General features: G+C 70.4%; 22 protein-coding genes. 16 read left to right on the top strand and 6 right to left on the bottom strand.

The genetic code is table 11. The features are described 5' to 3' along the window. Positions 1–28 precede the first annotated feature (28 nt). Positions 29–934, top strand: coding sequence for a tyrosine recombinase XerC (locus H9651_RS03015; protein ID WP_191717634.1), 906 nt, complete (start codon positions 29–31; stop codon positions 932–934). Positions 935–1,328: 394 nt separating this feature from the next. On the opposite strand, the gene H9651_RS03010 is transcribed toward H9651_RS03015, so the two are convergent. Then, the gene (locus tag H9651_RS03010) at positions 1,329–2,060 is read right to left on the bottom strand and encodes a murein hydrolase activator EnvC family protein (protein WP_191717633.1); all 732 of its coding nucleotides are present in this window, start codon (positions 2,058–2,060) and stop codon (positions 1,329–1,331) included. Between the two features lie 311 nt (positions 2,061–2,371). On the opposite strand from H9651_RS03010, the gene rpsB reads away from it, so the two are divergent. From rpsB to H9651_RS02965, 9 genes are all read left to right on the top strand, one after another. Next, positions 2,372–3,292, top strand: a complete 921-nt coding sequence (gene rpsB / locus H9651_RS03005) for a 30S ribosomal protein S2 (RefSeq protein ID WP_191717632.1) — start codon at positions 2,372–2,374, stop codon at positions 3,290–3,292. Between the two features lie 85 nt (positions 3,293–3,377). Continuing rightward, on the top strand, positions 3,378–4,205 hold the full coding sequence (tsf, locus tag H9651_RS03000; RefSeq protein WP_191717631.1) for a translation elongation factor Ts: 828 nt from the start codon (positions 3,378–3,380) through the stop codon (positions 4,203–4,205). A gap of 81 nt (positions 4,206–4,286) precedes the next feature. Further along, the gene (gene pyrH, locus H9651_RS02995) at positions 4,287–5,006 is read left to right on the top strand and encodes a UMP kinase (RefSeq protein ID WP_191717630.1); all 720 of its coding nucleotides are present in this window, start codon (positions 4,287–4,289) and stop codon (positions 5,004–5,006) included. 66 nt (positions 5,007–5,072) lie between these two features. Then, a complete protein-coding gene (gene frr, locus H9651_RS02990) occupies positions 5,073–5,627 on the top strand; it encodes a ribosome recycling factor (protein ID WP_191717958.1) in 555 nt (184 codons plus the stop codon). Between the two features lie 8 nt (positions 5,628–5,635). Next, entirely contained in the window at positions 5,636–6,661 is a 1,026-nt protein-coding gene (locus H9651_RS02985; protein WP_191717629.1) for a phosphatidate cytidylyltransferase, read from the top strand. Positions 6,662–6,672: 11 nt separating this feature from the next. After that, positions 6,673–7,269, top strand: a complete 597-nt coding sequence (locus H9651_RS02980; protein ID WP_191717957.1) for a DivIVA domain-containing protein — start codon at positions 6,673–6,675, stop codon at positions 7,267–7,269. A gap of 47 nt (positions 7,270–7,316) precedes the next feature. Further along, complete coding sequence (locus H9651_RS02975) at positions 7,317–8,030, top strand: aggregation-promoting factor C-terminal-like domain-containing protein (protein WP_318244739.1); 714 nt, start codon at positions 7,317–7,319, stop codon at positions 8,028–8,030. Positions 8,031–8,041: 11 nt separating this feature from the next. Continuing rightward, entirely contained in the window at positions 8,042–8,326 is a 285-nt protein-coding gene (locus tag H9651_RS02970) for a hypothetical protein (protein ID WP_191717628.1), read from the top strand. Position 8,327: 1 nt separating this feature from the next. Further along, on the top strand, positions 8,328–9,047 hold the full coding sequence (locus tag H9651_RS02965) for an alpha/beta hydrolase (protein ID WP_191717627.1): 720 nt from the start codon (positions 8,328–8,330) through the stop codon (positions 9,045–9,047). A 51-nt stretch (positions 9,048–9,098) separates the two neighbouring features. Here the strand turns inward: H9651_RS02965 and H9651_RS02960 are convergent, their stop codons facing one another. Further along, a complete protein-coding gene (locus H9651_RS02960) occupies positions 9,099–10,172 on the bottom strand; it encodes an AI-2E family transporter (protein ID WP_191717626.1) in 1,074 nt (357 codons plus the stop codon). A 160-nt stretch (positions 10,173–10,332) separates the two neighbouring features. Here H9651_RS02960 and H9651_RS02955 point away from each other — a divergent pair, with 160 nt between their 5' ends. Beyond that, a complete protein-coding gene (locus H9651_RS02955) occupies positions 10,333–12,129 on the top strand; it encodes a glycosyl transferase (protein WP_191717625.1) in 1,797 nt (598 codons plus the stop codon). Then, positions 12,126–13,058: a tetratricopeptide repeat protein gene (locus H9651_RS02950; RefSeq protein ID WP_191717624.1), complete on the top strand. Its 933-nt coding sequence runs from the start codon at positions 12,126–12,128 to the stop codon at positions 13,056–13,058. The genes H9651_RS02955 and H9651_RS02950 overlap by 4 nt, the downstream gene beginning before the upstream one ends. A gap of 27 nt (positions 13,059–13,085) precedes the next feature. Here the strand turns inward: H9651_RS02950 and glgB are convergent, their stop codons facing one another. The 3 genes from glgB to glgX are packed head-to-tail and all read right to left on the bottom strand — an operon-like array spanning position 13,086 to position 19,440. After that, positions 13,086–15,227 carry a 1,4-alpha-glucan branching protein GlgB gene (glgB, locus tag H9651_RS02945; RefSeq protein ID WP_191717623.1) on the bottom strand — a complete coding sequence of 714 codons (2,142 nt, stop codon included), beginning with the start codon at positions 15,225–15,227 and terminating at the stop codon, positions 13,086–13,088. Continuing rightward, on the bottom strand, positions 15,224–17,308 hold the full coding sequence (locus H9651_RS02940; protein ID WP_191717622.1) for an alpha-1,4-glucan--maltose-1-phosphate maltosyltransferase: 2,085 nt from the start codon (positions 17,306–17,308) through the stop codon (positions 15,224–15,226). The genes glgB and H9651_RS02940 overlap by 4 nt, the downstream gene beginning before the upstream one ends. Positions 17,309–17,355: 47 nt before the next feature. Then, positions 17,356–19,440 (bottom strand): glycogen debranching protein GlgX, encoded by a 2,085-nt coding sequence (gene glgX, locus H9651_RS02935; RefSeq protein WP_191717621.1) that lies wholly within the window; start codon positions 19,438–19,440, stop codon positions 17,356–17,358. Between the two features lie 82 nt (positions 19,441–19,522). Here glgX and H9651_RS02930 point away from each other — a divergent pair, with 82 nt between their 5' ends. From H9651_RS02930 to H9651_RS02915, 4 genes are all read left to right on the top strand, one after another. Then, positions 19,523–20,707, top strand: a complete 1,185-nt coding sequence (locus tag H9651_RS02930; RefSeq protein ID WP_191717620.1) for a cysteine desulfurase family protein — start codon at positions 19,523–19,525, stop codon at positions 20,705–20,707. Positions 20,708–20,716: 9 nt separating this feature from the next. After that, positions 20,717–21,814 carry a tRNA 2-thiouridine(34) synthase MnmA gene (gene mnmA, locus H9651_RS02925; RefSeq protein ID WP_191717619.1) on the top strand — a complete coding sequence of 366 codons (1,098 nt, stop codon included), beginning with the start codon at positions 20,717–20,719 and terminating at the stop codon, positions 21,812–21,814. 28 nt (positions 21,815–21,842) lie between these two features. Continuing rightward, positions 21,843–24,170, top strand: a complete 2,328-nt coding sequence (gene ligA / locus H9651_RS02920) for an NAD-dependent DNA ligase LigA (protein ID WP_318244738.1) — start codon at positions 21,843–21,845, stop codon at positions 24,168–24,170. An 85-nt stretch (positions 24,171–24,255) separates the two neighbouring features. Beyond that, positions 24,256–24,756: a DUF4262 domain-containing protein gene (locus H9651_RS02915; protein ID WP_191717617.1), complete on the top strand. Its 501-nt coding sequence runs from the start codon at positions 24,256–24,258 to the stop codon at positions 24,754–24,756. A gap of 4 nt (positions 24,757–24,760) precedes the next feature. Here the strand turns inward: H9651_RS02915 and H9651_RS02910 are convergent, their stop codons facing one another. Then, on the bottom strand, positions 24,761–26,461 hold the full coding sequence (locus H9651_RS02910; RefSeq protein ID WP_191717616.1) for a long-chain-fatty-acid--CoA ligase: 1,701 nt from the start codon (positions 26,459–26,461) through the stop codon (positions 24,761–24,763). Between the last annotated feature and the right edge of the window lie 17 nt (positions 26,462–26,478).

Below are 26,478 nucleotides of genomic sequence, written 5' to 3'. Positions count from 1 at the left end.
GGCGCGGTCCCCACGGCATCCTGGTCTCATGCACACGCGCGACGCGATCGACCGCTACGCGCGGCACCTCGCCGACGTGCGGCGGCTGTCGCCGGCCACCGTGCGCGCCTATCGGTCCGACCTCGCCGACATGGTCACGGTGACCGGCGACGTCGAACTGGGTGGCATCGACCTCGAGATGCTGCGGGAATGGCTCTGGGTCGCCACCAAGCGCGGCGACGCGCGGTCGACCCTGGCCCGCCGCACGGCCGCGGCCCGCGGGTTCTTCGGCTGGGCCTGCGAGTACGGTCACCTCGCCGCCGACCCGAGCCTGCGCCTCGTCGCGCCCAAACGCGGGCGTACCCTGCCGCGGGTCGCGACCGCCGACGGCGTCGCCCACGCGCTCGACGATCTGCGTGTGCGCGCCGCCGAGGGCGACCCCCGTCTGCTGCGGGATGCCGCCGCCCTCGAGCTGCTCTACGGCGCCGGACTGCGTGTGTCGGAGCTCTGCGGCATCGATCTCGGCGACCTCGATCACCAGGCGGCCACCGTGCGGGTGCTGGGGAAGGGCTCGAAGGAACGCGTCGTGCCCTACGGGATCCCCGCGGCGCGTGCCCTCGACGCCTACCTCGTGCGCGGCAGGCCCGCCCTGGCCGCGCGCGCCGACGGTCGACCGTCCGGCGCGGTGTTCCTCGGCCTGCGGGGCGGCCGCATCGGGGCGCGGGCGGTGTACGACATCGCGGCGCGCGAGATCGCGCCGCTCGTCGGGGCCGACACCATCGGTCCGCACGCGCTGCGCCACTCCGCAGCCACCCATCTGCTCGACGGCGGTGCCGACTTGCGCGCAGTGCAGGAGATGCTGGGCCACGCGAGTCTCGGGACGACGCAGATCTACACGCACGTCTCCGGCGAGCGGCTCGCCGCCGCATACCGCCTCGCACACCCTCGGGCCTGATCCTCCTCTACTGGCGAGCGCGCCGGGGCTCTTCTAACGTGGGGGCATGTCCCCCCGCAGCTTGACCCGCACCGCCGTCGCCCTCACCTTCGCCTTCGTGCTGACGGGGTGCGTCCCCCTGGACACCGACGATGCGCGCCCCGTCACGACGGTGCGTCCGTCGGCGCCCGCAGCGTCCGCCACCCCCGACGCCGCGGCGCCGCCCGTCATGCCGACCGGTGGGGACTGCGGGGGAGAGCCCGTGGCGATCACGGGCGGCGACGACCTGGTGCTCTCAGGCGACTGCCCGGTGGTGACGATCACGGGAACCGACGTCGACATCGACCTCACCCGCGCCGAGGTCGGTGAGCTGGTGGTGCAGGGCGATCGTCACGACGTCGACGCGGGCGACGTGTCAACGGCGAGCCTCACCGGGCAGGACAACGACCTCGAGGCCGCCGCCGTCGGCGCGCTGGCGATCACCGGCGATCGGAATGACATCGACGTGCGCGGCGAGATCGGGTCGATCGCCGTCAACGGCAACGACAACGACGTGGAAGCCGGGGTGCTCGGCGACGTGGTCGACAACGGGGCCCGCAACACGATCGTCGTCGACCGCTGAGAACACCGGCAGCAGCACGGCCCGGGGCACGTCGGCGAACAGCAGCATCGGATTGAGGTACTCGCCGTGCAGTCGCACGCCGACGTGCAGCGCCCCATCGCGCGTATGCCCGCCGCTCGCGAGGTGTGCGACGGTCTCGCCCCGGGTGATCGCCTGTCCGGCGCCGACGACCGCAGCGACCGGCTCGAAGGTGGTCACGAGCCCGCCGCCCTGGTCGATCGTCATCACCGGACGCCCCGCCACGTCGCCCACGAACGCCACCACCCCGTCCGCGGGCGCCACGACCTGGCGCGAACCCGCGGCGGCGAGATCGATGCCGCGATGACCGGGCCCGTAACGGTGGGCGGGCGCGCGGAACGGTGCCTCCAGCCGCGCTCCCGCCATCGGCCACGCCCACTCGCCGACGGGCAGGGCGCTCACCGCCGCCGCGGGCGCGGCGCCGGCTGCTGCAGGCCCGCCGGCGAGCACGAGGACGAGCAGGAAGGCGGTGACCAGCGCGGAGCCGGCGGTCGATCGGCGGGGCATGTCCTCATCGTCGCGGCTCGATCCCCGGCACCGGGCGCGGATCCGGCCGATCGGGGACAACCGGGTGCGCCGTCGCGCGGGGGAGGACACCTCGGCTGATAAGATGGTTGCGCACCTCGCTCCGGCGGGGTGACTCCGCGTGCCCACAGCACTGCACCCGCTCCGGCGGGCGCGACGCGGCATCCACACCCCAGGTCCTCCCGCAGCAGCGGGTGGTGGGTGTGCGCCGGGCACCAGGCTCGCCGGTCATTCGACCAGGCGTGGACAACCGAAACAACGGCGCAGCGTGCGCCGAGAACAGGAGAACGGCCATGGCCGTCGTCACCATCCGCCAGCTGCTCGACAGCGGCGTGCACTTCGGACACCAGACCCGCCGGTGGAACCCGAAGGTCAAGCGTTTCATCCTCACCGAGCGCAGCGGCATCCACATCATCGACCTGCAGCAGTCGCTGGGCTACATCGACAAGGCCTACGAATTCGTCAAGGAGACCGTCGCCCACGGCGGCACCATCCTCTTCGTCGGCACCAAGAAGCAGGCGCAGGAAGTCATCGCCGAGCAGGCGACGCGCGTGGGGCAGCCCTACGTGAACCAGCGCTGGCTCGGTGGTCTGCTGACCAACTTCAGCACCATCTCCAAGCGCCTCGCCCGTATGAAGGAGCTCGAGGAGCTCGACTACGAGACCCCGGCCAACAGCGGCTTCACCAAGAAGGAGCTGCTGCTCAAGAAGCGCGAGCTGGACAAGCTGCACAAGTCGCTGGGCGGTATCCGCAACCTGCAGAAGACCCCGTCGGCGATCTGGGTCATCGACGCCAAGCGCGAGCACCTCGCCATCGACGAGGCCCGCAAGCTCGGCATCCCCGTCATCGGCATCCTCGACACGAACGCCGACCCGGACGAGTTCCAGTACCCGATCCCCGGCAACGACGACGCGATCCGCGCCGTGGGTCTGCTGACCCGCGTGATCGCCGACGCCGCCGCCGAGGGCCTCATCCAGCGTCACCAGCCGGCCGGCGAGGCCGAGGCCGCTGAGCCCCTCACCGAGTGGGAGCGCGAGCTGCTCGAGCAGGGCGCGCCGGAGCAGTCCTCCGCCAGCACCGAGAAGATCGCCGACGAGACCGAGGCGAAGACCGAGGCTGCTGAGCTCGTCGCCGACGAGCAGGCCATCGAGGGCGAAGCCGCCACCGAGTCCGAGGCCGACGCCGAGGGCGCCGCAGCCAAGGCTGCCGAGTAAGCAGTATCGGATCACGTCGGGGCGGGCGCAGGAGCGCTCGCCCCGACATCCCTCAGAACTCCCACCGAACTTAGGAGCCAGTACCATGGCAAACTTCACCATCGCCGACATCAAGGCGCTGCGCGAGCAGCTCGGCACGGGCATGGTCGACACCAAGAAGGCGCTCGAGGAAGCCGATGGCGACCTCGAGAAGGCTGTCGAGATCCTCCGCCTCAAGGGCGCGAAGGGCAACGCGAAGCGTGCCGACCGCTCCACGAGCGAGGGTCTGGTCGTCGCTCGTGAGCAGGACGGCAAGGTCACGCTGATCGAGCTGAACACCGAGACCGACTTCGTCGCCAAGAACGACCGCTTCATCGCGCTGGCCGACAAGGTGGCCGACGCTGCTGCAGCCGTCTCCGCCGACTCCGTCGAGGCAGCCCTCGCCGCCGACGCCGGCGGCAAGACCGTCGCGCAGCTCATCGACGACGAAGCCGCGATCATCGGTGAGAAGGTCGAGCTGCGTCGCGTTCGCACCCTCACGGGTGACCACTTCGAGATCTACCTCCACAAGACCAGCAAGGACCTGCCCCCGCAGATCGGTGTGGTCGTTGTCTACTCCGGAGACGACGCCGAGACCGCGCGCTCCATCGCGCAGCACATCTCGTTCGCCAACCCCACCTACCTCTCGCGCGAGGACGTCCCCGCCGCCGAGGTCGAGAAGGAGCGCGAGATCGTCACCGAGATCTCCCGCAACGAGGGCAAGCCCGAGGCCGCCCTGCCGAAGATCGTCGAAGGCCGCGTGAACGCGTTTTTCAAGCAGGTGGCGCTGCTGGACCAGGACTACGCGAAGGACAACAAACTGTCCGTCGCGAAGGTGGCCCAGGACGCCGGCATCACCATCACCGACTTCGCCCGCTTCAAGGTCGGCGCGTAAGTTCCGGGCAAGGCCCGCATCGAATCGGTGCGGGCCTTTCCCATGCCCGACGCTAGGTTGTACCAGACGAGAGGATGACACGTGATCGATGAGGCCACAGGACGCCGACGCGTCCTGCTGAAGCTGTCCGGAGAGGCGTTCGGAGGCGGCCAGCTCGGCGTGAACCCCGACGTCGTCAGCCAGATCGCCCGCGAGATCGCCGCCGCAGTGGATCGCGTCGAGATCGCCATCGTCGTCGGTGGTGGCAACTTCTTCCGCGGCGCGGAGCTGAGCCAGCGCGGCATGGACCGCGGCCGTGCCGACTACATGGGCATGCTCGGCACCGTGATGAACGCGCTCGCGCTGCAGGACTTCCTCGAGCAGGCGGGAGCGGCCACCCGCGTGCAGTCGGCCATCTCGATGACCCAGGTCGCCGAGCCGTACATCCCGCGCCGCGCCGAGCGTCACATGGAGAAGGGCCGTGTCGTCATCTTCGGCGCCGGGGCGGGTCTGCCCTACTTCTCCACCGACACCGTCGCCGCTCAGCGGGCGCTGGAGATCGACGCCCGCGAGGTGCTCGTGGCCAAGAACGGCGTCGACGGCGTCTACACCGCCGACCCCCGTATCGACCCCGATGCCACGCGCATCGACCGGCTCACCTACGGTGACGCCCTGCAGCGCGGCCTGAAGGTCGTGGACTCCACGGCGTTCAGCCTCTGCATGGACAACCGCATGGACATGCGTGTGTTCGGCATGGAGCCCGCCGGCAACGTGACGCGGGCCCTCCTGGGGGAGCCGATCGGCACCCTCGTCACGGCGTAGCTCCCCTGCCGCCCGGCCGGGCTCAACTAGACTTTCCACAGACTTGTCCCGACGAATGGAGTGACCGTGATCGCCGATGTGCTGGCTGACGCCGGAGCGCGCATGGACCGTGCCGTGGAGGGTGCGAAGGATGACTTCGCCACCGTCCGCACGGGACGTGCGAACCCGCAGCTTTTCCAGAAGATCCTCGTGGACTACTACGGCACGCCGACGCCGCTGGCGCAGCTCGCGTCGCTGAACAACGTCGAAGCCCGCACGATCGTGATCACCCCCTACGACAAGTCGGCGCTCAAGGCGATCGAGCAGGCCATTCGCGACACCCCGAACCTCGGGGCGAACCCGAGCAACGACGGCACGATCGTGCGCGTGACCATGCCCGAGCTCACGCAGGAGCGTCGCAAGGAGTACGTCAAGCTCGTGCGCACCAAGGGTGAGGACCACAAGGTGCACGTGCGTGGCATCCGCCGCAAGGCCAAGGACGATCTGGACGCGCTGAAGAACGAGGTCGGGGAGGACGAGATCTCGCGGGGCGAGAAGGAGCTCGACGCGCTCACCCGTGCGCACGTCGACGCCATCGACGAGGCGCTGAAGCGCAAAGAGACCGAGCTGCTCGAGGTCTAGGACCCCTCATGACCGACGCTTCCGACGACCCGGAGCGCACCCCCGAACCGCCCACGCGGCGCACGGGCGGGCGCCGGGCCTCCGGCGACGCCGGCGACGAGTTCACGAGTCACCTGCGCTCGGCGCGCAGCGAGTTCGAGCAGCAGGTGGAGCGAGCCCGCGCCGATTTCGACCTGGCGAACGAGAAGATCAAGCAGCGCACCGGACGTGACCTGATCGTCGCGACACTCGTGGGGCTGGCGCTGGGCGTCATCGTCATCGGCTCGCTGATGTTCTTCAAGCCGCTGTTCCTGCTGTTCGCGGTGCCGGTCGCGCTGCTGGGCGTGTTCGAGTTCTCTCGCGCGCTGCAGGTCGCCGGCCGCCGCGTCGACGTCGTACCACAGCTGATCGCGGCGCTCGGCCTCGTGCTGGCGGGCTACTTCTTCGACTACTTCACCCACTGGACAGTGGCATTCGCCGCCGTCGCGATCGTCGTCGTCTGGCGACTGATCGCACAGATGGCAGCGCACGACTCCCGCGCCTACGGCGACGTTCTCGCCGACGTGCTCATCTCCGGCTTCGTCCAGCTCTACGTCGCCTTCCTCGGCAGTCTGCTGCTCATCCTGCTGCGACAGGAACAGGGGGAGTGGTGGGTGCTCGCGATGATCGGCACCGCCGTCGCCGCCGACACCGGCGCGTACGCGTTCGGGCTCATGTTCGGCAAGCACCCGATGGCCCCGCGCATCAGCCCCAAGAAGACGTGGGAGGGCTTCGGCGGCGCCGTGATCGCCGCCGTGGCTGCGGGGGTGCTCTTCGGGCTGTTCCTGCTGCAGGTGCCGTGGTGGGCGGGTCTGGTCTTCGGTCTCGTGATCCTCGCGACCGCGACCGTCGGTGACCTCGGCGAGTCGATGATCAAGCGCGATCTCGGCATCAAGGACATGAGTTCCTGGCTTCCCGGGCACGGTGGGGTCCTCGACCGTCTCGATTCGATCCTCCCCTCGACCGTTCCGGCCCTCGCACTGTACTTCCTGTTCTTCCCGCTGGTGGTGGCATGACCCGTCCCGATATGCACACCGAGGGGGCCGGCGTGATCGACGACGACGCTCCCGCGCCTGTGCCCGCCCCGTTCCCTGACGTGCATGGCCGTCAGAAGGGGTACGACAAGCGCGCGGTCGATGCATTCCTCGCCTACGCGCGGGAGGCGTTCGAGGCCGACCCGGCGGACGCATCGATGACCAGCGCGGACGTGCGTCGCGTCGGCTTTCCGCTGGTGCGGCGCGGATATGCCGTGGCTCCGGTGGATGCCGCGCTCGGCCGGATCGAAGACGCCTTCGCCGCACGGGAGCGGGAGCGTGCGCTGTCGCGTGCCGGTGCGCGCGCATGGGTGGGCCGCTCGCGTGACCTTGCGCAGGAGATCCTCGACCGCCTTTCACGGCCGCGCGGCAAGCGCTTCGCCCGGGTGGGTCCGCTGCGCTACGGCTACCGCGTCGACGAGGTCGACGTCGTCGCCGACAAACTCATCGCCTACCTCGAGACCGGAGAGCCGCTCACGGTCGAACAGGTGCGCACCGTGGCGTTCCGAATGCAGCGTGGCGGTTACCGCGAAACCCAGGTGGATGCCGTACTCGATGCGGTCGTCGAAGTCATCCTCGCGATCGGATGAACGGCGACGTGGCACCCGGAGCATCAGCCGGTAGACTCTCCTCCACTGTGAATTCCGGCAAAGAGATGACGACCCCGACATCCCGCCAGCCTGTCTCCGACGGCACCCTGGCGAACCGCCGATCGGCGCGGGCGGCCGCAGCGCCCCGCCTGTCACGTCGGCGGCCCGTCATGGGCGTGTTCGCCACCCTCGCCGTGGTCGGGTTCGCGGGCGCCTACATCGGCCCCATGGGTGGCGCGCTGTCCAGCGCGGTCGCCGAGGACAACGGCACCGTCTCGCTGTACGCCGACTCCGCGGGGGACGCGCAGGCGTTGACCACCGCAAGCGATGAGGGCCCGGCTCCGGTCTCGCTCGAGCGAAGCGGATACACCGTCTACGTCACACCCAAGCCCACCCCGACGCCCACCCCGGAGCCGGAGCCTGCCTCGGCCTCGACGTCGTCGTCGTCGGCCGCTGCCGCCGCACCGCTGTACTACACCGGTGGCGGGAGCGCCGCGGAGTGGATGGCTGCGGCAGGTATCGCCGAAAGCGACTGGGGCTATGTCGACTACATCGTCGGCCGGGAGAGCGGCTGGAACCCCAACGCGACCAACCGCTCCTCGGGCGCCTGTGGTCTGGTGCAGGCGTTGCCGTGCAGCAAGGTCCCCGGCAACGGTTACGACCCCGTGGACAACCTGCGCTGGGGTAACGGCTACGCGGTCGGTCGCTACGGCAGCTGGGCGGCCGCCTACAACTTCTGGACCAGCAACCACTGGTGGTGATCGGTTCCGTCATGCCCCGATCCCACCGCCGTCGCCCGACTCCGGCGCGCGACGCGTCGCTTGAGCGCCTCATCGCCGGCTGGCGACGCACCGAAGTCCGCCGTGGCGTGGAGTGGACCGTGCAGCCCGTGTCGGCCAGCCAGGCGCTGAAGACCTACACATGCCCCGGGTGCGGCCGGAACATCGAGCCGGGCGTCGCGCACGTGGTCGTCTGGCGCGCCGACGGGGTGCTTGGCGACGAAGCGGCCCTCGCCGACCGGCGTCACTGGCACCAGCAGTGCTGGAGGATCGGCTGATATGGAGATCCGCGGACCGGTGCTGCTGCCTGCGCACCGCGAAGACATCGAGCTGCGCACCCTCGACGGACTGACTCTCGTCGGCGAGCTGGCGACCCCGCTCGAGGGGCCGCCTGCGGCCACCCTCGTGACGCTGCATCCGCTGCCGACCGCGGGCGGGTTCATGGATTCGCACATCCTGCGCAAGGCCGCTGCCCGCCTCCCCGAGCTCGCACAGCTCGCCGTGCTGCGTTTCAACACCCGTGGCACCAGCTCGCCACGCGGAACGAGCGAGGGCCGGTTCGACGGTGGGCAGGCGGAGCAGTTCGACGTCGCCGCGGCGATGGACTTCGTGCGCGAGCGCGGCCTGCCGCGCCCGTGGCTGGTCGGCTGGTCGTTCGGCACGGAGCTGGCTCTGAAATACGGCCGCGATCACGACGTCGAGGGGGTCATCCTGCTCTCGCCGCCGTTGCACCGCGCGACAGCCGACGACATCGCCGCGTGGGCCGGCGACGACCGCACGGTCGTGGTGATCGTGCCGGAACTCGACGACTACCTGCGGCCTGCGGAGGCCGCGGAGCGCTTCCAGGCCATCCCGCACGCCGTCCTCATCCCGGTGGCAGGCGGCCGCCACCTCTGGGTGGGGGAGAGCCAGACCCGACGTGTGCTCACCGAGATCGTCGCCGCGGTCCGCCCCGAGGCGCTGCCCCTGCCCACGGAGTGGGACGGCCCGACGGGCTGAGGCCACGGGCCCGTGCCGGCGTGACGCGGCATCCGCAGGTCCCTCCCTGCGTCAGCGCTCGTTCTGACGCGGGATGACGACCTGACGGTAGATGATCAGGATGCTGGCGGCGACCGGGATCGCGATGAGGGCACCGAGCAGGCCCAGCAGCGATCCGCCGGCAAGGGCGGCGATGACGACGACGGCGCCGGGGATCGACACGGCACGGTTCATGATGCGCGGCGACAGCACATACGCCTCGATCTGCATGTAGATCGCGTAGTAGATGAGGGCGACCAAAGCCGTCGTGGGCGACGCGAGGCCGGGGATGAGGCAGGTGAGCACGATGATCGCCGAACCGGTGAGGGTGCCCACGAGCGGAATGAGCGAGAAGAAGAAGGCGATGACTGCGAGCACCGCGGGGAACGGGGCCCCGATGATCGAGAGGAAGATCGCGCTCAGCACACCGTTGGTGACGCCGAGGCTCATCTGACCGATGACGTAGTAGCCGACGGAGTCGGTGATCTGCTCGGACAGGTCGATGAAGCGCTCCCGCTTGGACGCCGGCACCAGCTGGTACACGGCGGCCTTCAGGGAAGGGGTGGAGGCGGTGAAGTAGATCGTGAGGATCAGCACGATGAAGGCGCCGGTGAAGCCGGCGATGAGCGTACCGCCGATGACGATGATGCTCTCGCCGAGCGTCGAGCCGATCTCGCCGAGATCCAGCGATTCGTACCAGTCCTGCAGATAGCCGAACACCTCGTCTACGTCGAGCACGGGGAACACCTGGTGCAGCCAGTCCTTGATGGCCGTCACCGGATCATCCAGCGCGCCGGAGCGGAAGAGCCGCTGGACTTGCCGGACGAGCTCGGTGATCTGGCCGACGATGATCGGCACGACCATCAGCACGATGCCCGCGAACGCAGCGAGCACCGCGACGATCGTGGTGAGCACGGCGGCCCACCGGGGGAACCGGCGCCGCTCGAGCCACGAGATGACGGGATCGAGGCCGAGCGAGAGGAACAGTGCGGTGCCGACATAGAGGAGGATCGTCTGCAGAGTCGAGACGCCGGCGATGATCAGCAGGCCCACACCCACGCCCAGGGTGGCTATCAGCGCCGTGCGGAACGGGTGCTGGATCTTCACGGGCGCCTCCTGTGCGTATCGGTTCCGTCAGGATACGCAGACGGGGCGCACAACCGCGTCGCCGCGCCCTCCCGGGCGACATTCAGGTCGAAGTCGCTAGGCTGAAACGTCGAATGTGTGCCCGTCCGTGCCGTGCGGCGGGACCAGAGAGGTGTTCTTCGTGCGATTCGTATGGGCCGTGGCAGCGTTCGTGCTCGCCGCCCTCATGATCGGCGCCGGCATCGCGCAGCGGACCGTGTTCCAGGGACCCACCTCGCACAGCGAAGCGATCGAGCTCGAGCAGGACGTCCCGTACGTGCTCCTGGACGGCGAGGTGCTGCGCAGCAACCCGGGTTCGCAGACGCTGCGAGCCCAGGGGGACGGCGAGATCTTCGCCGCTTACGGCCGCACCGCCGACATCGAGGCCTGGCTGACCGATGCCGAGTACGCGCACGTCACGCTCGACGGCGAGTCGGTGGCGACGGAGGTCGTCGAGCGTCAGGTCGCCTCGACCGACGCCGAGACCGATGCCGCGGACGCGGAGACCGCCCCCGGCCGCAGCCCCGCGGGCTCGGACCTGTGGCTGGATGAGTTCGTGCAGGAAGACCTGCTCATCGAGACGCTGCAGCTGCCCGAGGGGATGAGCGTGCTGGTGGCAGCCGACGGCGTGGCCCCGGCACCGGCGAAGCTCACCGTCACCTGGCCCGTCGTCAACGCGACCCCGTGGGCCGGGCCGCTGCTGGTGGGCGGTGGCATCCTGATGGCGGTCGGCGTGGTGATGTACATCCTCGGCATCCGCAGCGTCCGTCGCTCCCGCGGCCCCCGGCGCAAGGGACTGCCGATGCCCGTCACCGAGCCGATCGATCTGGCGACCGAAGAGGGCGCGAAGGGTGTGATCAGCGCGTCGCCGACCCGCCGCGCACTGTCCGGCAAGCGTCGCCCCTTCATCGCGATCCCCGCCGTCGCCATGGCTGCCGTGCTGTTCACCGGCTGCACCGCCGAAGCCTGGCCCCAGCTCGGCGGCTCTCCCACGCCGACCCCCACCGCCACGGTCATCGCGCCCGAGAGCCAGCAGGCCCCCGCCGTCACCGAGGCGCAGGCCGAGCGGATCGTGCAGCGCGTGGCCGACCAGGTGGCTGCCGCCGACGAGGCCAATGACGCGGCAGCTGCCGCCGAGCGTCTGAGCGGCCCCGCGCTGGCCGAGCGAGAGACCAACTACAAGCTGCGCGCCGCGATCGCCGAAGAGGAGCCCCTGCCGGCGATCCCCGCCGGCCCGCTGTCGATCCTTCTGCCGCAGGCCTACGACGGGTGGCCGCGCACGTTCATGGCCGTCGTCGGCGATGAGGAAACCGGCAACACGATCATGTTCCTCACGCAGCAAGACCCGTGGTCGGCGTACAAGCTGTCGTACATCGGCGGCCTCGACTCCACGGCGGAACTGCCTCTCGCGCCCGCGTACGTCGGCGCCACCCAGGTGTCGCCTGACAACGCGTTCCTCACGATCGCGCCGCAGGACCTGGCATCCGCCTACGCAGACGTGCTCAACAACGGCGACGCGAGCGAATACGCGGACCTGTTCGATGAGGCCGCCGACCAGTTCCGCATCGGTGTGGCCAATGACCGCGCCGGGCGACTCGCCGCCTTCAACGAGACCGGCGCGCAGACCGGCAGCCTGACGTTCGAGAGCGTCGCCGGTGCGCAGACGCCCGTCGCGCTCGCGACCCTCGAGAACGGCGCGATCGTGGCCGTGACGGTTGATGAGAACGAGACGGTCAAACCCACCAACGAAGAGGCCGTCATCAAGCTCGACGGCAACCCCACGGTGTCGACCCTGTCGGGGGCGACGCAGTCGGCGACCGGATTCACGACGACCTTCGGCGACCAGCTGTTCTTCTACGTGCCCGCGAAGGCCTCATCCGAGCGCATCCAGCTGCTCGGCTACACCTCGAACATCCTCGACGCGAAGGTGATCCAGTGACAGACCCGACCCCCGGTGCCGTGCTGCGCGGTGCCGTAGACCTCTCCTCGCTGCGCAACCGCCCCCAGCCCCCCGCGAACGGTGAGGCTGCGGCCCCGGGGCCGGCGGCTCCGGTGGCGGGTCTCGTGATGGACGTCACCGATGCCACCTTCGGCGAGGTGCTCGAGCTCTCGCGAAGAGTGCCCGTCGTGGTGGACCTGTGGGCCGAGTGGTGCGGGCCGTGCAAGCAGCTCAGCCCCGTACTCGAGAAGGTCGTCACCGAGCTCGACGGCCGAGTGGTGCTCGCGAAAGTCGACGTCGACGCGAACCCTCAGCTGGCTCAGGGCTTCCGCGCCCAGTCGATCCCCATGGTCGTCGCCCTCGTCGCCGGTCAGCCGGTGCCGCTGTTCACCGGCGCGGTGCCCGAGGCGCAGGTGCGCGAGGTCTTCGCGCAGCTGCTGCAGCTGGCGGCGCAGAACGGGGTGACCGGCACGGTCGATGTGGGTGAGCCCGTCGCCGAGCCCGCCGAGCCCGCGCTGCCGCCACTGCACGCCGAGGCGTTCGCCGCGATCGAGGCGGGCGACTACGCCCGCGCCGTGTCGGCCTACGAGCGCGCACTCGCTGAGAACCCCCGCGACGAGGAGGCCCGCTCCGGTCTCGGGCAGGTCCGTCTGCTGCAGCGTGTGCAGCATCTCGATCTGCAGGCGGCGCGTGCCGCGGCCGCCGCAGCGCCCCGCGACGTCGAAGCGCAGTTCGCCGTGGCAGACCTGGATCTGACCGGCGGCCACGTCGAAGATGCGTTCATCCGTCTGCTCGACCTGTTCGCCGCACTGCCCGACGACGAGCGCGCTCCCGTGCGGGAGCGCCTGCTCGAGCTGTTCGGCCTGGTCGGCGACGCCGACCCGCGCGTGCTGGCGGCACGCCGGTCGCTCGCCAACCTCATGTTCTGAGTCGGCGGCGACCGGCGCCCCTGCGGGCTACCGGTCGCGCCGCAGCCAGAGCACCCCGAGCGGGGGGAGCACCATCGAGGCGCGCCCGCCGTCGGCGGCCTGCACCGCACCGAGGTTGCCCACGCCCGAACCGCCGAACGCCTGTGCGTCGGAGTTGAGTACCTCGCGCCACGTCCCCGCCTGGGGCAGGTCGAGCTCGAAGCCGTGGACCGGCACGCCCGAGAAGTTGCAGATCACGGCGACGGTGTCGCCGGCGTCATCGGTGCGGGCGAACGCGATGACGTTCGGATTGAACGCGGGGCCCGCCAGACGTACGAACGCCGCGGCATCGTGGTCGCGCTGCCACAGCGGCGCGTTGTCCCGGTACACCCGGTTGAGGTTCGCCGTGAACGCGTGCAGTTCGGCGTGCGCCGGCTGGTCCAACAGCCACCAGTCGAGGCTGCGCCCCTCGGCCCACTCCGAGATCTGCCCGAACTCCTGGCCCATGAACAGCAGCTGCTTGCCCGGGTGGCCCCACATGTAGGCCAGGTACGCCCGCATGTTCGCCAGCTTCTGCCAGTGGTCGCCGGGCATGCGTCCGAACAGGCTCCCCTTGCCGTGCACGACCTCGTCGTGGCTGATGGGCAGCACGTAGTTCTCGCTGAACGCATAGACGAACGAGAACGACAGCTCGCCCTCGTGGTGCGCACGGTACATCGGATCACGCTTGATGTACTGCAGCGAGTCATTCATCCAGCCCATGTTCCACTTGAACCCGAAGCCGAGCCCGCCCTGGTCGGTCGGCGCCGTCACCCCCGGGAAGCTCGTGGACTCCTCGGCGATCATCGCGATCCCGGGGAAGCGCCGGTACGACGTGGCGTTGACTTCCTGCAGGAACCCGATCGCCTCGAGGTTCTCCCGGCCGCCGTGGATGTTCGGTGCCCACTCGCCGGGTTCGCGGGAGTAGTCGAGGTAGAGCATGGATGCCACGGCATCCACCCGCAGCCCGTCGATGTGGAACTCCTCGAACCAGTACAGGGCGTTGGCGACCAGGAAGTTGCGCACCTCGCTACGGCCGTAGTCGAAGATGTACGTGCCCCAGTCGCGGTGCTCGCCGCGTCGCGGGTCCGCGTGCTCGTAGAGCGGCTCACCGTCGAAGCGGGCCAGGGCGAAGGCATCCTTGGGGAAGTGCCCGGGCACCCAGTCCATGATCACGCCGAGGCCGGCCTGGTGCAGGCGGTCGATGAGGTAGCGCAGGTCGTCAGGGTCGCCGAACCGGCTCGTGGGGGCGTAGTAGCCCGAGACCTGGTAGCCCCACGAGCCGCCGAAGGGGTGCTCTGCGAGCGGCATGAACTCGATGTGGGTGAACCCCTGCGCCGTGACGTAGTCGATGAGCTGGTCGGCGGCATCCCGATACGACAGGCCCTGCCGCCACGAGCCCAGGTGCACCTCGTACACCGACATGGGCTGCGCGTGCGGGGCCGACGTGCTGCGGTTCGCGACCCACTCCTGGTCGTTCCACCCGTAGGAGGACGCGGTGACGACCGATGCCGTCGCCGGCGGCACCTCGGCAAGCCGTGCCATCGGGTCGGCCTTGAGGATCCACTGGCCACCGCGCGTGAGGATCTCGAACTTGTAGGCCGTGCCGACGCCCAGACCCGGTGCGAACACCTCCCAGACACCGCTCGAGCCGAGCGAGCGCATCGAGTGGCCCTGGCCGTCCCAGCCGTTGAAGTCGCCCACGACGCGCACGGCCTGGGCGTTGGGCGCCCAGACGGTGAACGCGACGCCCTCGGTGTCGCCCAGCACCCGCACGTGGGCGCCGAGGACATGCCACAGCTGCTCGTGACGGCCCTCACCGATCAGATGCAGATCGAGTTCGCCGAGGGTCGGCAGGAAGCGGTACGGATCGTCGGCGGTGTGCTCGGAGCCGTCGTCGTAGGTCGTCGCCAGCCGGTAGGGGAGCGCGTCGGTCGCGGTGAAGCGGCCCTCCCAGATGCCCGAGCGCAGGTGGCTGAGGGCGACGTCGCCGCCGTCGGCGAGCTTCGCGGTCACGGTCGCGGCCAGCGGCCTGCGGGCGCGGATGATCCACTCGTCCTCGCCCGTGCGGTGAAGGCCCAGCACATCGTGCGGGGCGTGGTAGGAGCCGGTGGCGACGGTGTCGAGTACGCGGTCGTCGTGGGCGGTCATGAGTGCTCCTTCACGTGCAGGATGTGGGCCGGTTCGTTGAAGGCGTCCAATCGCACGAAATTGTGGTCGGTCCAGGTCCATTCGGCGCCGGTGACGAGATCGACGACGTCGAAGGGATCGCCGGGAGTCACCCCCCACTGACGCGTGTCGAGGTGCACCATCGTCTGACGCGCGGAATGCGGATCGACGTTGGCGACCACGATGATCGTGTCGGCCTTGCCGTCGGCGGTGAGCGCGCCGGGCAGATGCTTGGCGTAGACGAGGATCGCGTCGTCGTCGCTCCAGTGCAGGCGCAGGTTGCGCAGCTGCCGCAGCGCCGGGTGGGCGCGGCGGATCTCGTTGAGCCGGGTGAGGAAGGGCGCGAGCGAGTCGCCCGCTGCTTCGGCGGCGGCCCAGTCGCGCAGCTTGTACTCGTACTTCTCGTTGTCGATGTTCTCCTCGGAGCCCGGCCGGGCGACGTTCTCGTACAGTTCGTAGCCGGCATACACGCCGTACGACGCGCCCGCTGTCGCCGCGATCGCGGCGCGCACCCGGTAGGCGGGGCGCCCGCCGTACTGCAGGTACTCGGTGAGGATGTCGGGGGTGTTGACGAAGAGGTTCGGTCGCATGAAGTCACTGGTCTCGTCGCTGATCTCGCCGAGGAACTCCTCGAGCTCCACCTTGGTGTTGCGCCAGGTGAAGTAGGAGTAGCTCTGCTGGAATCCGGCGATCGCGAGCCGCTGCATGGGAGCGGGGCGGGTGAACGCCTCGGCGAGGAAGACGACGTCGGGGTCTTCGTCGGCGACCGTCGCGATGAGCCATTCCCAGAACTGCAGGGGCTTGGTGTGCGGGTTGTCGACGCGGAAGATCTTCACGCCCTGCGCCATCCAATGCCGCACGATTCGCAGCACCTCGGTGCGGATGCCTTCGGGGTCGTTGTCGAAGTTGATCGGGTAGATGTCCTGATACTTCTTCGGCGGGTTCTCTGCGTACGCGATCGAGCCGTCGGGGAGCGTCGTGAACCACTCGGGATGCTCGGTGACCCAGGGGTGATCGGGGGCGGCCTGCAGCGCGAGGTCGAGCGCGATCTCGAGCCCGTGCGCGGCCGCCGTCGTCACGAACGCGCGGAAGTCGTCGAGGGTGCCGAGGTCGGGGTGAACGGTGTCGTGTCCGCCCGCCGCGGACCCGATCGCCCAGGGCGACCCCGGGTCGCCGGGGCGGGATTCGAGGGTGTTGTTGCGGCCCTTGCGGTTGCGTTCGCCGATCGGATGGATCGGCGGGAGGTACAGCACGTCGAAGCCCATCGCCGCGACCGCGGGCAGACGTGTCGCGGCGGTGCGGAACGTGCCGCTGCGCACGGTCCCGTCCTTCAGGCGGGTGGCGCCCTCGGAGCGCGGGAAGAACTCGTACCAGGCGCCGACGCCGGCGCGCTCCCGCTCGACGAGCAGGTCGAAGGTCTCGCCGATCGTGACGAGTGACTGCAGCGGACGGGCGGCGAAGCCGGCGGCGATGTCGGGGTCGCGCACGATCTCGAGGGCGGCGAGGTCAGAGACGGCGCTGTCGCGCAGGCGCGCGGCCGCGGCCTCGAGTCGACGCCGCTCCGCGATCGGGCGCGACTTCTCGGCGACGGCGCGCAAGAACAGCAGGGCGCCGCTCTCGCGCATGAGCGCGGCATCCACCCCCGCCGCGATCTTCAGGTCGGCGGCGTGCTCCCAGGTGGCGAAATCGTCGCCGAACGCCTCGAAGCGGAAGCGCCAGGTGCCCTGGGCAGTGGGCGAGACCAGCACGCACCAGCGGTCGAGACCGTCGTCGAGCGACGACAGCCGGTGCAGCGATTCCTCGCCGGCGGGGGAGAACAGTCGCAGGTGCACCCCGATGAGATCGTGGCCCTCGCGGAACGCCGTCACCCGGAACGGCACCGCTTCGCCGGCGAAGGCGCTCGGGCGGAAACCGGGGTCGGGAACGCTCGGTCGGGGCAGCGTCATCGGGATGCGACCGACCGTGGTGTCGGCGTGCGATTGCCACGCGACGGCGGGACGGAGGGGCAGCTCAGCAGTGCTGCGCCAGGCTTTCGACGGTCTGGTCCGTGTCGTGGTGGCCATCTGACGAACCTATCGCGATGCGCTGGGCGGACGCACCGCCCACACGCTCACTCGGCGCGGAACAGCCGCATCGAGGTGCCGATCACGGGCACCGTGTCGCCTGGAGCGAACACCGGCGCGTCGGGCGCGGGGCGCTCGTCGGCGCTGGACCACAGCGACACGTATCGGCTGACCCCGTCGATCGCGGGAAGCACCACCTCGGTGTCGCGTTCGGTGCCGTGGACGATCAGCAGGATGCGGTTGGGTGCGCCCGCGTCGGCGATCGATTCCGCGACGTACTGCAGGGTGCGATGTGCGGGGTCACCCCAGCGCTGCGCCGACATCGTTCGGCCGTGCTCGTCGTACCAGTCCATCTGCGACGCTCCGGGGACGCGTTCGTCCTCGTGGGCGAAGTGCGTCGGCCGCAGCGCCGGGTTCTGCTGCCGCAGCGCGATGAGGCGCTGCACGTGGGCGAAGTGGTCGTGCTGCCACGGATCGAGGTCCCACTCCAGCCAGGTCAGCGGCGAGTCGTGGCAGTAGGCGTTGTTGTTGCCGCGCTGACTGCGGGCGAACTCGTCTCCCGCGGTGAGCATGGGCACCCCGGCCGACAGCAGCAGGGTGCCGAGCAGATTGCGCATCGCCTTGCGCCGGGTGGCGAGGATGCCGGGGTCGTCGGTGCGGCCCTCGGCGCCGTGGTTGAACGAGCGGTTGGTGTCGGCACCGTCGCGGTTCTGCTCGCCGTTGCCCAGGTTGTGCTTGATGTCATAGGACACGAGGTCGCGCAGCGTGAATCCGTCGTGCGCGGTGACGAAGTTGACCCCCGCGAGTGGACCGCGCTCGCGGCTGAAGGTGTTCGAGGATCCCGCGAGCCGCGTGGCGAAGCCGCCGACGCCCACGGGGGCGGTCGCCGCGCGTCGGGCGTAGTCGATGTCGCTGAGCCAGAAGTTGCGCACCCGGTCGCGGTAGCGATCGTTCCACTCGTGCCAGCCGTCGCCGAAGCGGCCGAGCTCCCAGCCGGCGATGTCCCATGGCTCGGCGATCTTCTTCACCCCGGCGAGCGCCGGATCCTCGGCGATCGCGCGGAGGAGTGGATGGTCGGGGGTGAACTCGTGCCTGCGGTCGCGGCCGAGGGTCACGGCGAGGTCGAAGCGGAACCCGTCGACCTGCACGTCGTTCGCCCAATAGCGCAGCGAATCGAGCACGAGACGCGCCGCGGCATCCGTCGCGGTGTTGAGGGAGTTGCCGCACCCGGTGACGTCGACGTAGGAGCCGTCGTCGCGCTGCCGGTAGTAGGCGCGGTTGTCCAAGCCGCGCAGACTCGTGCGCGGATCGCCGATCTCGCGCTCGGCGGTGTGGTTGTACACGACGTCGAGGATCACCTCGAGCCCGGCCTCGTGCAGGCTCTTCACCATGCCCTTGAATTCCGCGAGCACGGCGGCGGGGCCGGCGTGGCGGGCGGCTTCGGTGGCGTAGGGCGCGTGCGGGGCGAAGAAGCCGACGCTGTTGTAGCCCCAGTAGTTCGACAGTCCCAGGTGCAGCAGGTGCGGTTCCGAGGCGAACGCGTGGATCGGCAGCAGCTCGATGGCCGTGACCCCGAGACGCTGGAAGTGGTCGATCATCGCCGGGTGCCCAAGGCCCGCGTAGGTGCCGTGGAGTGCGGGCGGGACCTGCGGATGCCGCTTGCTGATGCCCTTGACGTGCGCTTCGTACAGCACGGTGCGCTCCATCGGGACGGCGGGCTTGGCGACCCCGCCCCAATCGAACGCGCCGTCGACGGCGACGCTGCGCCAGTCCGCCACCCCGCCCGAGACGAGGCCGCGAGCATAGGGGTCCAGCAGCAGGCTCTGCGCGTTGAACATGTCTCCGTGCGCGCTCGGCCCGTCGGCGCGCACCGCGTAGTGCACCCCCGGTCGCAGTGCGCGCGTCGTGACCTGCCACACATCGCCGTCGACGCGGTCGAGGGGGATCGTGTCGGTCACCCAGTCGAGGTCGTGTGCGTCGACGAGCACGAGTTCCATCGACGTGGCGTGGGCGGACCACACCCGGAGGGTTCCGCCCCCGTCGTGAAAGGTCACGCCCAGGCCGTCGAGCGCCGGGCTGAGCAGCCCTGCCTCGGCGGTGGGGGTGGCCGGGGTCATGCTCGGGCTGGCCATGCCGACCACCCTAATGGCCCCCGGCACCGCCGGAGCGCCCGCTCGACTGGCGCGCGGCACGTCGCTGGGCGAGAGTTGAGGGGTGAACGTCTACCTCGACCATGCGGCCACGACCCCGCTGCGCCCCGAAGCGCGCGACGCATGGCTGCGGGCGAGTGAGACCGTCGGCAACCCGTCGTCGATCCACGGCGGGGGTCAGGCCGCGCGGCGTGTGCTTGAGGATGCCAGGGAGCGGCTGGCGGCGGTGCTCGGCTGCGACCCCATCGAGGTGGTCTTCACCTCCGGCGGCACGGAGTCGGTGAATCTGGCGCTCAAGGGCTTGTGGTGGGCGCGCGCCGACGTGAGCGGAGCGATCGTGCTGCCCGACGGCGAGCACCACGCGACCCTCGACGCCGTCGCCTGGCTGCACACCCACGAGCGCGCCGCGGTGCGCGCCGTGCCGCTGTCGCCGACCGGCCGCATCGACGAGGCCGCCTTCGCGGCGGCGCTGCCCGGCGCGGCCCTGGCCACGGCGCTCGTCGCCAACAACGAGGTCGGCACCTGCAACGACGCCGCAGCACTGGCGGCGGCCGCCGCGGCGGCAGGCGTGCCGCTGCATCTCGACGCCGTCGGGGCGTTCGGGCACGTCCCCGTCGACTTCGGTCGGTGGCGTGCGGGAGCCGCCGGCGCGACGGGGCTGTGCGCGCTCAGTGTGTCGGGACACAAGGTCGGCGCCCCGGTCGGGATCGGCGCCCTGGTGGTGTCGCGCCACGCGAACCCGACCGCACTGCTGCACGGCGGCGGGCAGCAGCGGGCGCTGCGCTCGGGCACCCAGGATGCCGCGGGGGCGGCCGCCTTCGCCGCGGCGGCAGAACGCGCGGTCGCCGAACGCGACGGCGAGGCCGTGCGACTCGCCGCGCTGCGCGACCGGCTCGTCGCGGGGGTGCGCGCACTCGTGCCCGACGCGGTGCTGCTGGGCGACCCTGAACACCGACTGCCGGGCAACGCCCACCTGCTCTTCCCGGGCGTCTCCGGTGAGACTCTGCTGTTCCTCCTCGACCAGCGGGGCATCGCCGTCTCGACGGGGTCGGCCTGCCAGGCGGGTGTGCCCGAACCGTCGCACGTCGTGATGGCGCTCGGGCGGTCCGAGACCGACGCGCGCAGTGTGCTGCGCCTGTCACTGGGGCGCACGACCACCGACGCCGACGTCGACGCGTTTCTCGCGGCACTGCCCGAGGCGCATGCGCGCGCGGCGGCATCCGGGGCCCGCGCCCGCGAGCGCTCGTAGACTGGACGTATGCGAGTTCTTGCGGCGATGAGTGGTGGCGTCGATTCCGCCGTGGCCGCTGCGCGCGCGGTCGATGCCGGCCACGAGGTCGTCGGCGTGCACCTCGCGCTGTCCCGCGCAGGCGGCACGCTGCGGGCCGGCAGTCGCGGCTGCTGCACCGTGGAGGACGCCCTCGACGCGCGTCGTGCGGCCGATCGCCTCGGCATCCCGTTCTACGTGTGGGACTTCTCGGAGCGGTTCCGCGACGACGTCGTGGCAGATTTCATCAGCGAGTACCAGGCCGGGCGCACGCCCAACCCGTGCATGCGCTGCAACGAGAAGATCAAGTTCGCCGCCCTCCTCGAGCGCGCGCTCGAGCTCGGTTTCGACGCGGTGTGCACCGGCCACTACGCGACTCTCGTCGACGGCGAGCACGGCCGCGAGCTGCACCGCGCGTCGGATGCCGCGAAGGACCAGTCCTACGTGCTGGGGGTGCTCACGGCCGAGCAGCTGGCGCACACCTACTTTCCGCTGGGCTCCACGCCCTCCAAGGCGCTCGTGCGGGCCGAGGCGGAGGAGCGCGGCCTGACCGTCGCGCAGAAGCCCGACAGTCACGACATCTGCTTCATCCCCGACGGCGACACGCGCGGCTGGCTCGCCGAGCGCGTGGGCGCCGAGAAGGGCGAGATCCTCGACCGCAACGGCGAGGTCATCGGCACGCACGAGGGGGCGCACGCCTTCACCGTCGGGCAGCGTCGCGGACTGCAGCTGGGGGTCCCGGCATCCGACGGCAAACCCCGCTTCGTACTCGAGGTGCGTCCGGTGTCGAACACCGTGGTCGTCGGCCCCAAAGAGGCTCTCGCCACGGCGGAGATCTCGGGCGAGCGGTTCACCTGGGCGGGGCGCGCCCCCGAGACCGACGCGTTCGACTGCCACGTGCAGATCCGCGCGCACGCCGACCCGGTTCCGGCGCATGCCGTGATCGGTGACGGCGCGGTGACGGTGACGCCGCAGGAGCCGTTCGAGGGCGTCGCTCCGGGGCAGACCGCCGTGCTGTATGACGGCACCCGCGTGCTCGGCCAGTTCACGATCGACCGGACGGTGTCGGCGGTGCCCGCGCCGGTGTGATGTGGGCGGCCCGTCCTACACTTGCCGAGTGACGGATGCCGCAGATTCCACGCCCGCCTCGCTCGACGAAGCCCGCACCGAGGCCAGCCGCCTCACCGAGCAGATCCTCGACGCGCGGGACGCGTACTACGGCCATGACGCCGAGATCGTCGACGACGCCACCTACGACGCGTGGATGCTGCGGCTCGAGGAGCTGGAGCGCTTCTTCCCCGAACTGCAGGGGCAGGATTCGCCGACGCAGACCGTCGGCGCCGCCCAGACCTCGATGTTCGCGCCCGTCGAGCACGCGGAGCGCATGCTCAGCCTCGACAACGTGTTCAGCATCGATGAGCTGCGCGAGTGGTGCGCCAAGGCGCAGGCATCCGCCGGCCGCCCGCTGCAGTGGCTCACCGAGCTGAAGATCGACGGGCTTGCGATCAACCTGCGGTATGAGAACGGCGTGCTGACCTCCGCCGCCACGCGTGGCGACGGCCGCGTCGGCGAGGATGTCACCGTCAACGCCGTGCAGGTCGCCGGCATCCCACAGCGCCTGTCCGGCACGGGGCATCCGTCCGTCGTCGAGGTGCGCGGCGAGGTGTTCATTCCGGTGGCCGCCTTCGACGAGCTCAACGCGCTGCAGGCCCGCATGCGCGAGCGCGTCTTCGCCGATGCACGGGCGCGCGGCGCCGACGAGGAGAAGGCCGAGCGCAGCGCCGCCCGCCGCTTCCCGGCCTTCGCGAACCCGCGCAACGCCGCCAGCGGAGGACTTCGCCAACAGCTCGACAAGAAGAGCGGACTCGAACTCGAAGCCGGCCGCGCGCGGCTGGACTCGCTGCGGCTGTTCGTGCACGGCATCGGGGCCTGGCAGAACCCGCCCGTGGCGTCGCAGAGCGAGGTGTACGGCCTGCTCGCGCAGTGGGGGCTGCCCGCGAGCCCGTACTTCCGCACCACCGAGTCGATCGACGGCGTCGTGGAGTTCGTGGAGAACTATGGCGAGCACCGGCACGCCGTCGAGCACGAGATCGACGGTGTCGTGGTGAAGGTCGACGAACTGGCGCTGCACGACGAGCTGGGCGCCACGAGCCGGGCGCCGCGCTGGGCGATCGCGTACAAATATCCGCCCGAGCAGGTCAACACCAAGCTTCTCGACATCGTGGTGTCGGTGGGCCGCACCGGGCGTGCGACGCCGTTCGCCGTCATGGCGCCCGCGCGGGTCGCCGGCAGTGTCGTGCGGCAGGCGACGCTGCACAACCAGCAGGTCGTGAAATCCAAGGGCGTGCTCATCGGCGACACCGTCGTGCTGCGCAAGGCGGGCGATGTCATCCCCGAGGTGCTCGGACCCGTCGTCGAACTGCGCGACGGCACCGAGCGGGAGTTCGTCATGCCCTCGGACTGCCCCGAGTGCGGCACCCCGCTCGCCCCCGCCAAAGAGGGCGACATCGATCTGCGGTGTCCCAACACCCGCGCCTGCCCCGCGCAGGTGCGCGGGCGCGTCGAGCACATCGGCTCCCGCGGCGCCCTCGACATCGAGGCGCTCGGCGAGGTGACAGCGGCGGCCCTCACCCAGCCGACCGTGCCCGAGCAGCCGCCGCTCGAGAGCGAAGCGGGGCTGTTCGACCTCACGCTCGAGCAGCTGGTGCCGATCGAGGTCGTCGTGCGCGATGCCGAGACGGGGGAGCCGCGGGTCGACGACAAGACCGGCGACGTTGTGCGCCGGGCGCCGTTCCGCCGCAATCCGACCCCCGCCGAGAAGAAGGAGGGCCACATCGGCCCGCGGCCCTCGGCGCAGGCGCTGACGCTGCTCGACGAGCTGGAGAAGGCGAAGACCAAGGAGCTGTGGCGGTTCCTGGTGGCGCTGAACATACGCCATGTGGGGCCGGTCGCCGCCCGCGCGCTCGCGCAGTGGTTCGGTTCGGTCGCCGCGATCCGCGCGGCATCCCGCGATGAGCTCGCCGCCGTCGACGGGGTGGGCGGCATCATCGCCGACGCCCTCATCGACTGGTTCGAGGTGGACTGGCACCGCGAGATCGTGGCGCGGTGGGAACAGGCCGGCGCGCAGTTGGCGACGCCCGGCCACCCCGGGCCGGGCGCCGCGGGAGCCGCGGGCGGCGTGCTCGAGGGCCTCACGGTGGTCGCGACCGGCTCGCTCGAGGGCTATAGCCGGGAGGGCGCCCAGGAGGCGATCCTGGCCGCGGGGGGCAAGGCGGCATCCAGCGTGTCGAAGAAGACCGACTTCGTCGCGGCGGGGCCGGGGGCGGGCTCCAAACTCGCCAAGGCTGAGCAGCTGGGGGTGCGCATCATCGACGCCGCCCAGTTCAAGATCCTCGTCGAACAGGGGCCCGACGCACTGGGGCCGGCGCCGGAGGCTTCCGCGTAGCGTGCGCCGCTGTGAGCGGTGACGGCGCAATGTCGGAGGTATGTTCTAACGTCTGGGTATCCGACAGCTTCAACGAGGAGGCATCATGACCCAGATCCCCGAGCCCGCCCTGCAAGCCTGGCTTGACCAAGAAGACCGGCACACCGCGCAGGTGATCCGCGCATACGGCACCTACATCCAGTACGTCGGCGGCGACGAGGCGACAGGCGAGCCGTCGTTCGCGTACACCGTCGGGTTGTTCGGCCTCGGACACCCCGAGCTGCTGATCTTCGGCCTGTGCCCTCATGATTCGGCTGCCGCGCTCAACGACCTGTCCGCACGCGTGAGCGCGGGGGCGGACTTCGCCCCCGGCCAGCGCCTCACTGTGGGCGTCGGTGACGGCGCCTGGCGCATGATGGTGGAGTCCGTGCCCAACCCCGGCTCGATCGTGTTCGCCGCCAACCGGTTCTACCAGCGACCCGACGAAGCGTCGGTGCCCGTGCTGCAGCTCAGCTACGCCGATGCCGACGGCCGTTTCCCGGGGGAGACCGGGTACGCCCTGGAGCCGTGGGTGCAGCCCCGGCCGGGCGAGTTCACCGCGCTCTGACCGGTCAGGCGCCGGCGATGAGCTTCTCGAGGGACTCGCGCACCTGCCGGCGCAGCACCTTTCCGATGAGGGATTTCGGCAGCTCGTCGACGACGAAGATGCGCCGCGGCACTTTGTAGGGAGTCAAGATGTCGCGGACGGACTCGCGGATCGCTTCGACATCCACGTCCTGGTCGCCGTCGACGATGATCGCGGCGACGACCTCCTCGCCGGCGCGTTCGTCGGGGAGTCCGACCACCGCGGCATCCTTCACCTGCGGGTGCTGGCGCAGTGCGATCTCCACCTCGGTGGGCGCGACGTTGAAGCCACCGGTGATGATCAGCTCCTTGATGCGGTCGACGATGCGGATGAACCCGTCTTCGTCGATCGTGACGATGTCGCCGGTGCGGAACCAGCCGTCGACGAAGGCGCGTTCCGTCTCCTCGGGGTGACCGTAGTAGCCGTGGAACACCTGTGGTCCGCGCACGACCAGTTCGCCCTTCTCCCCGGGCGCGACATCGACCGTGGGGTTGTCGGGGTCGACGACGCGCACTTCGGTGCCGGGCACCGGCAGCCCCACCGTTCCGGGTTGCCGGTTGGGTGCGACGGGGTTGACCATGAGCACGGGGGAGCACTCCGAGAGTCCATAGCCCTCCACCAGGTAGCCGCCGGTGGCCTCTTCGAACGGGACGACGAGTTCGTGCGGCAGCGCCATCGCGCCGGAGATGGCGATCTCGATGCCGCGCAGCGACACCCCGCGCTCGCGGGCGGCCGTCAGCAGCCGGTCCGCGATCGGCGGGACGAGCGGGAACACCGTCGCGGGCCGCTTCTTCACGACGGCGAGCACGAGATCGGGGTCGAACTTCGGGAAGAGCACGAGCCGCGCGCCCATCGACATCGCGAACGTGACACAGAGCGTCAGCCCATACGCATGGAACATCGGCAGCACCGCGTAGAAGACGCAGCCCTTGCCGCGCTCCACATGGGGCACCCACGAGTGGGCCTGCATCGCGTTCGCGAGCAGGTTGCGGTGGGTCAGTGCCGCGCCCTTGGGGCTTCCGGTGGTGCCGCTGGTGTACTGGATGATCGCCAGGTCGTCGATGCCCGGTCGCGGGTGGGATGCCGCAAGCGGCGCGTGCGCGACGATGCGGTGCCACGGGGTGGCGTCGACGACGGGCTCGGTCAGCGCCCGACGTGACTGGCGGGCCTTGGCCACCGGCAGCATGAGCGCGATGCGCTTGGTGGTGGGCAGCGCCTCGGTGACGTCGACCGAGATGATGTCGGGCACGGGCAGGTCATCGGGGAAGTCCTGCACGGTCGCGACGACCTTGCTCCACACGATGGCGTGACGCGCGCCGTGGTCCTCGAACTGCTTGCGCAGCTCCCGCGGCGTGTAGAGCGGGTTGTGCTCCACCACGACAGCGCCCAGGCGCAGCACCGCGTAGAACGCGACGATGTGCTGCGGGCAGTTGGGCAGCACGATCGCGACCGGGTCGCCGGAACGCACGCCGCGCTCGTAGAGCGCGGCGGCGGCACGCTCGATCTGCTCGAGCAGGGCGCGGTACGTCGTCTCACGGCCGAAGAACTCCAGCGCCGGAGCATGGGGGAAATCGCGCGCGGAGCGCTCCACGATGTCGACGAGCGAGCCCGTCAGCACAGGGAGGTCGGCGGGAACACCGGGGGCGTAGCTCCGGGTCCACGGACGCGGCGGGTCGACATCGATCACGTCACCACCCTAAAGCG

Origin of the sequence: Microbacterium pullorum (genome assembly GCF_014836535.1) — a bacterium.
In the GTDB taxonomy this organism is placed as follows: Bacteria; Actinomycetota; Actinomycetes; order Actinomycetales; family Microbacteriaceae; genus Microbacterium; species Microbacterium pullorum.
Note: the sequence above shows the minus strand (reverse complement) of the source record. Positions and strands in the feature narration are given on the sequence as shown.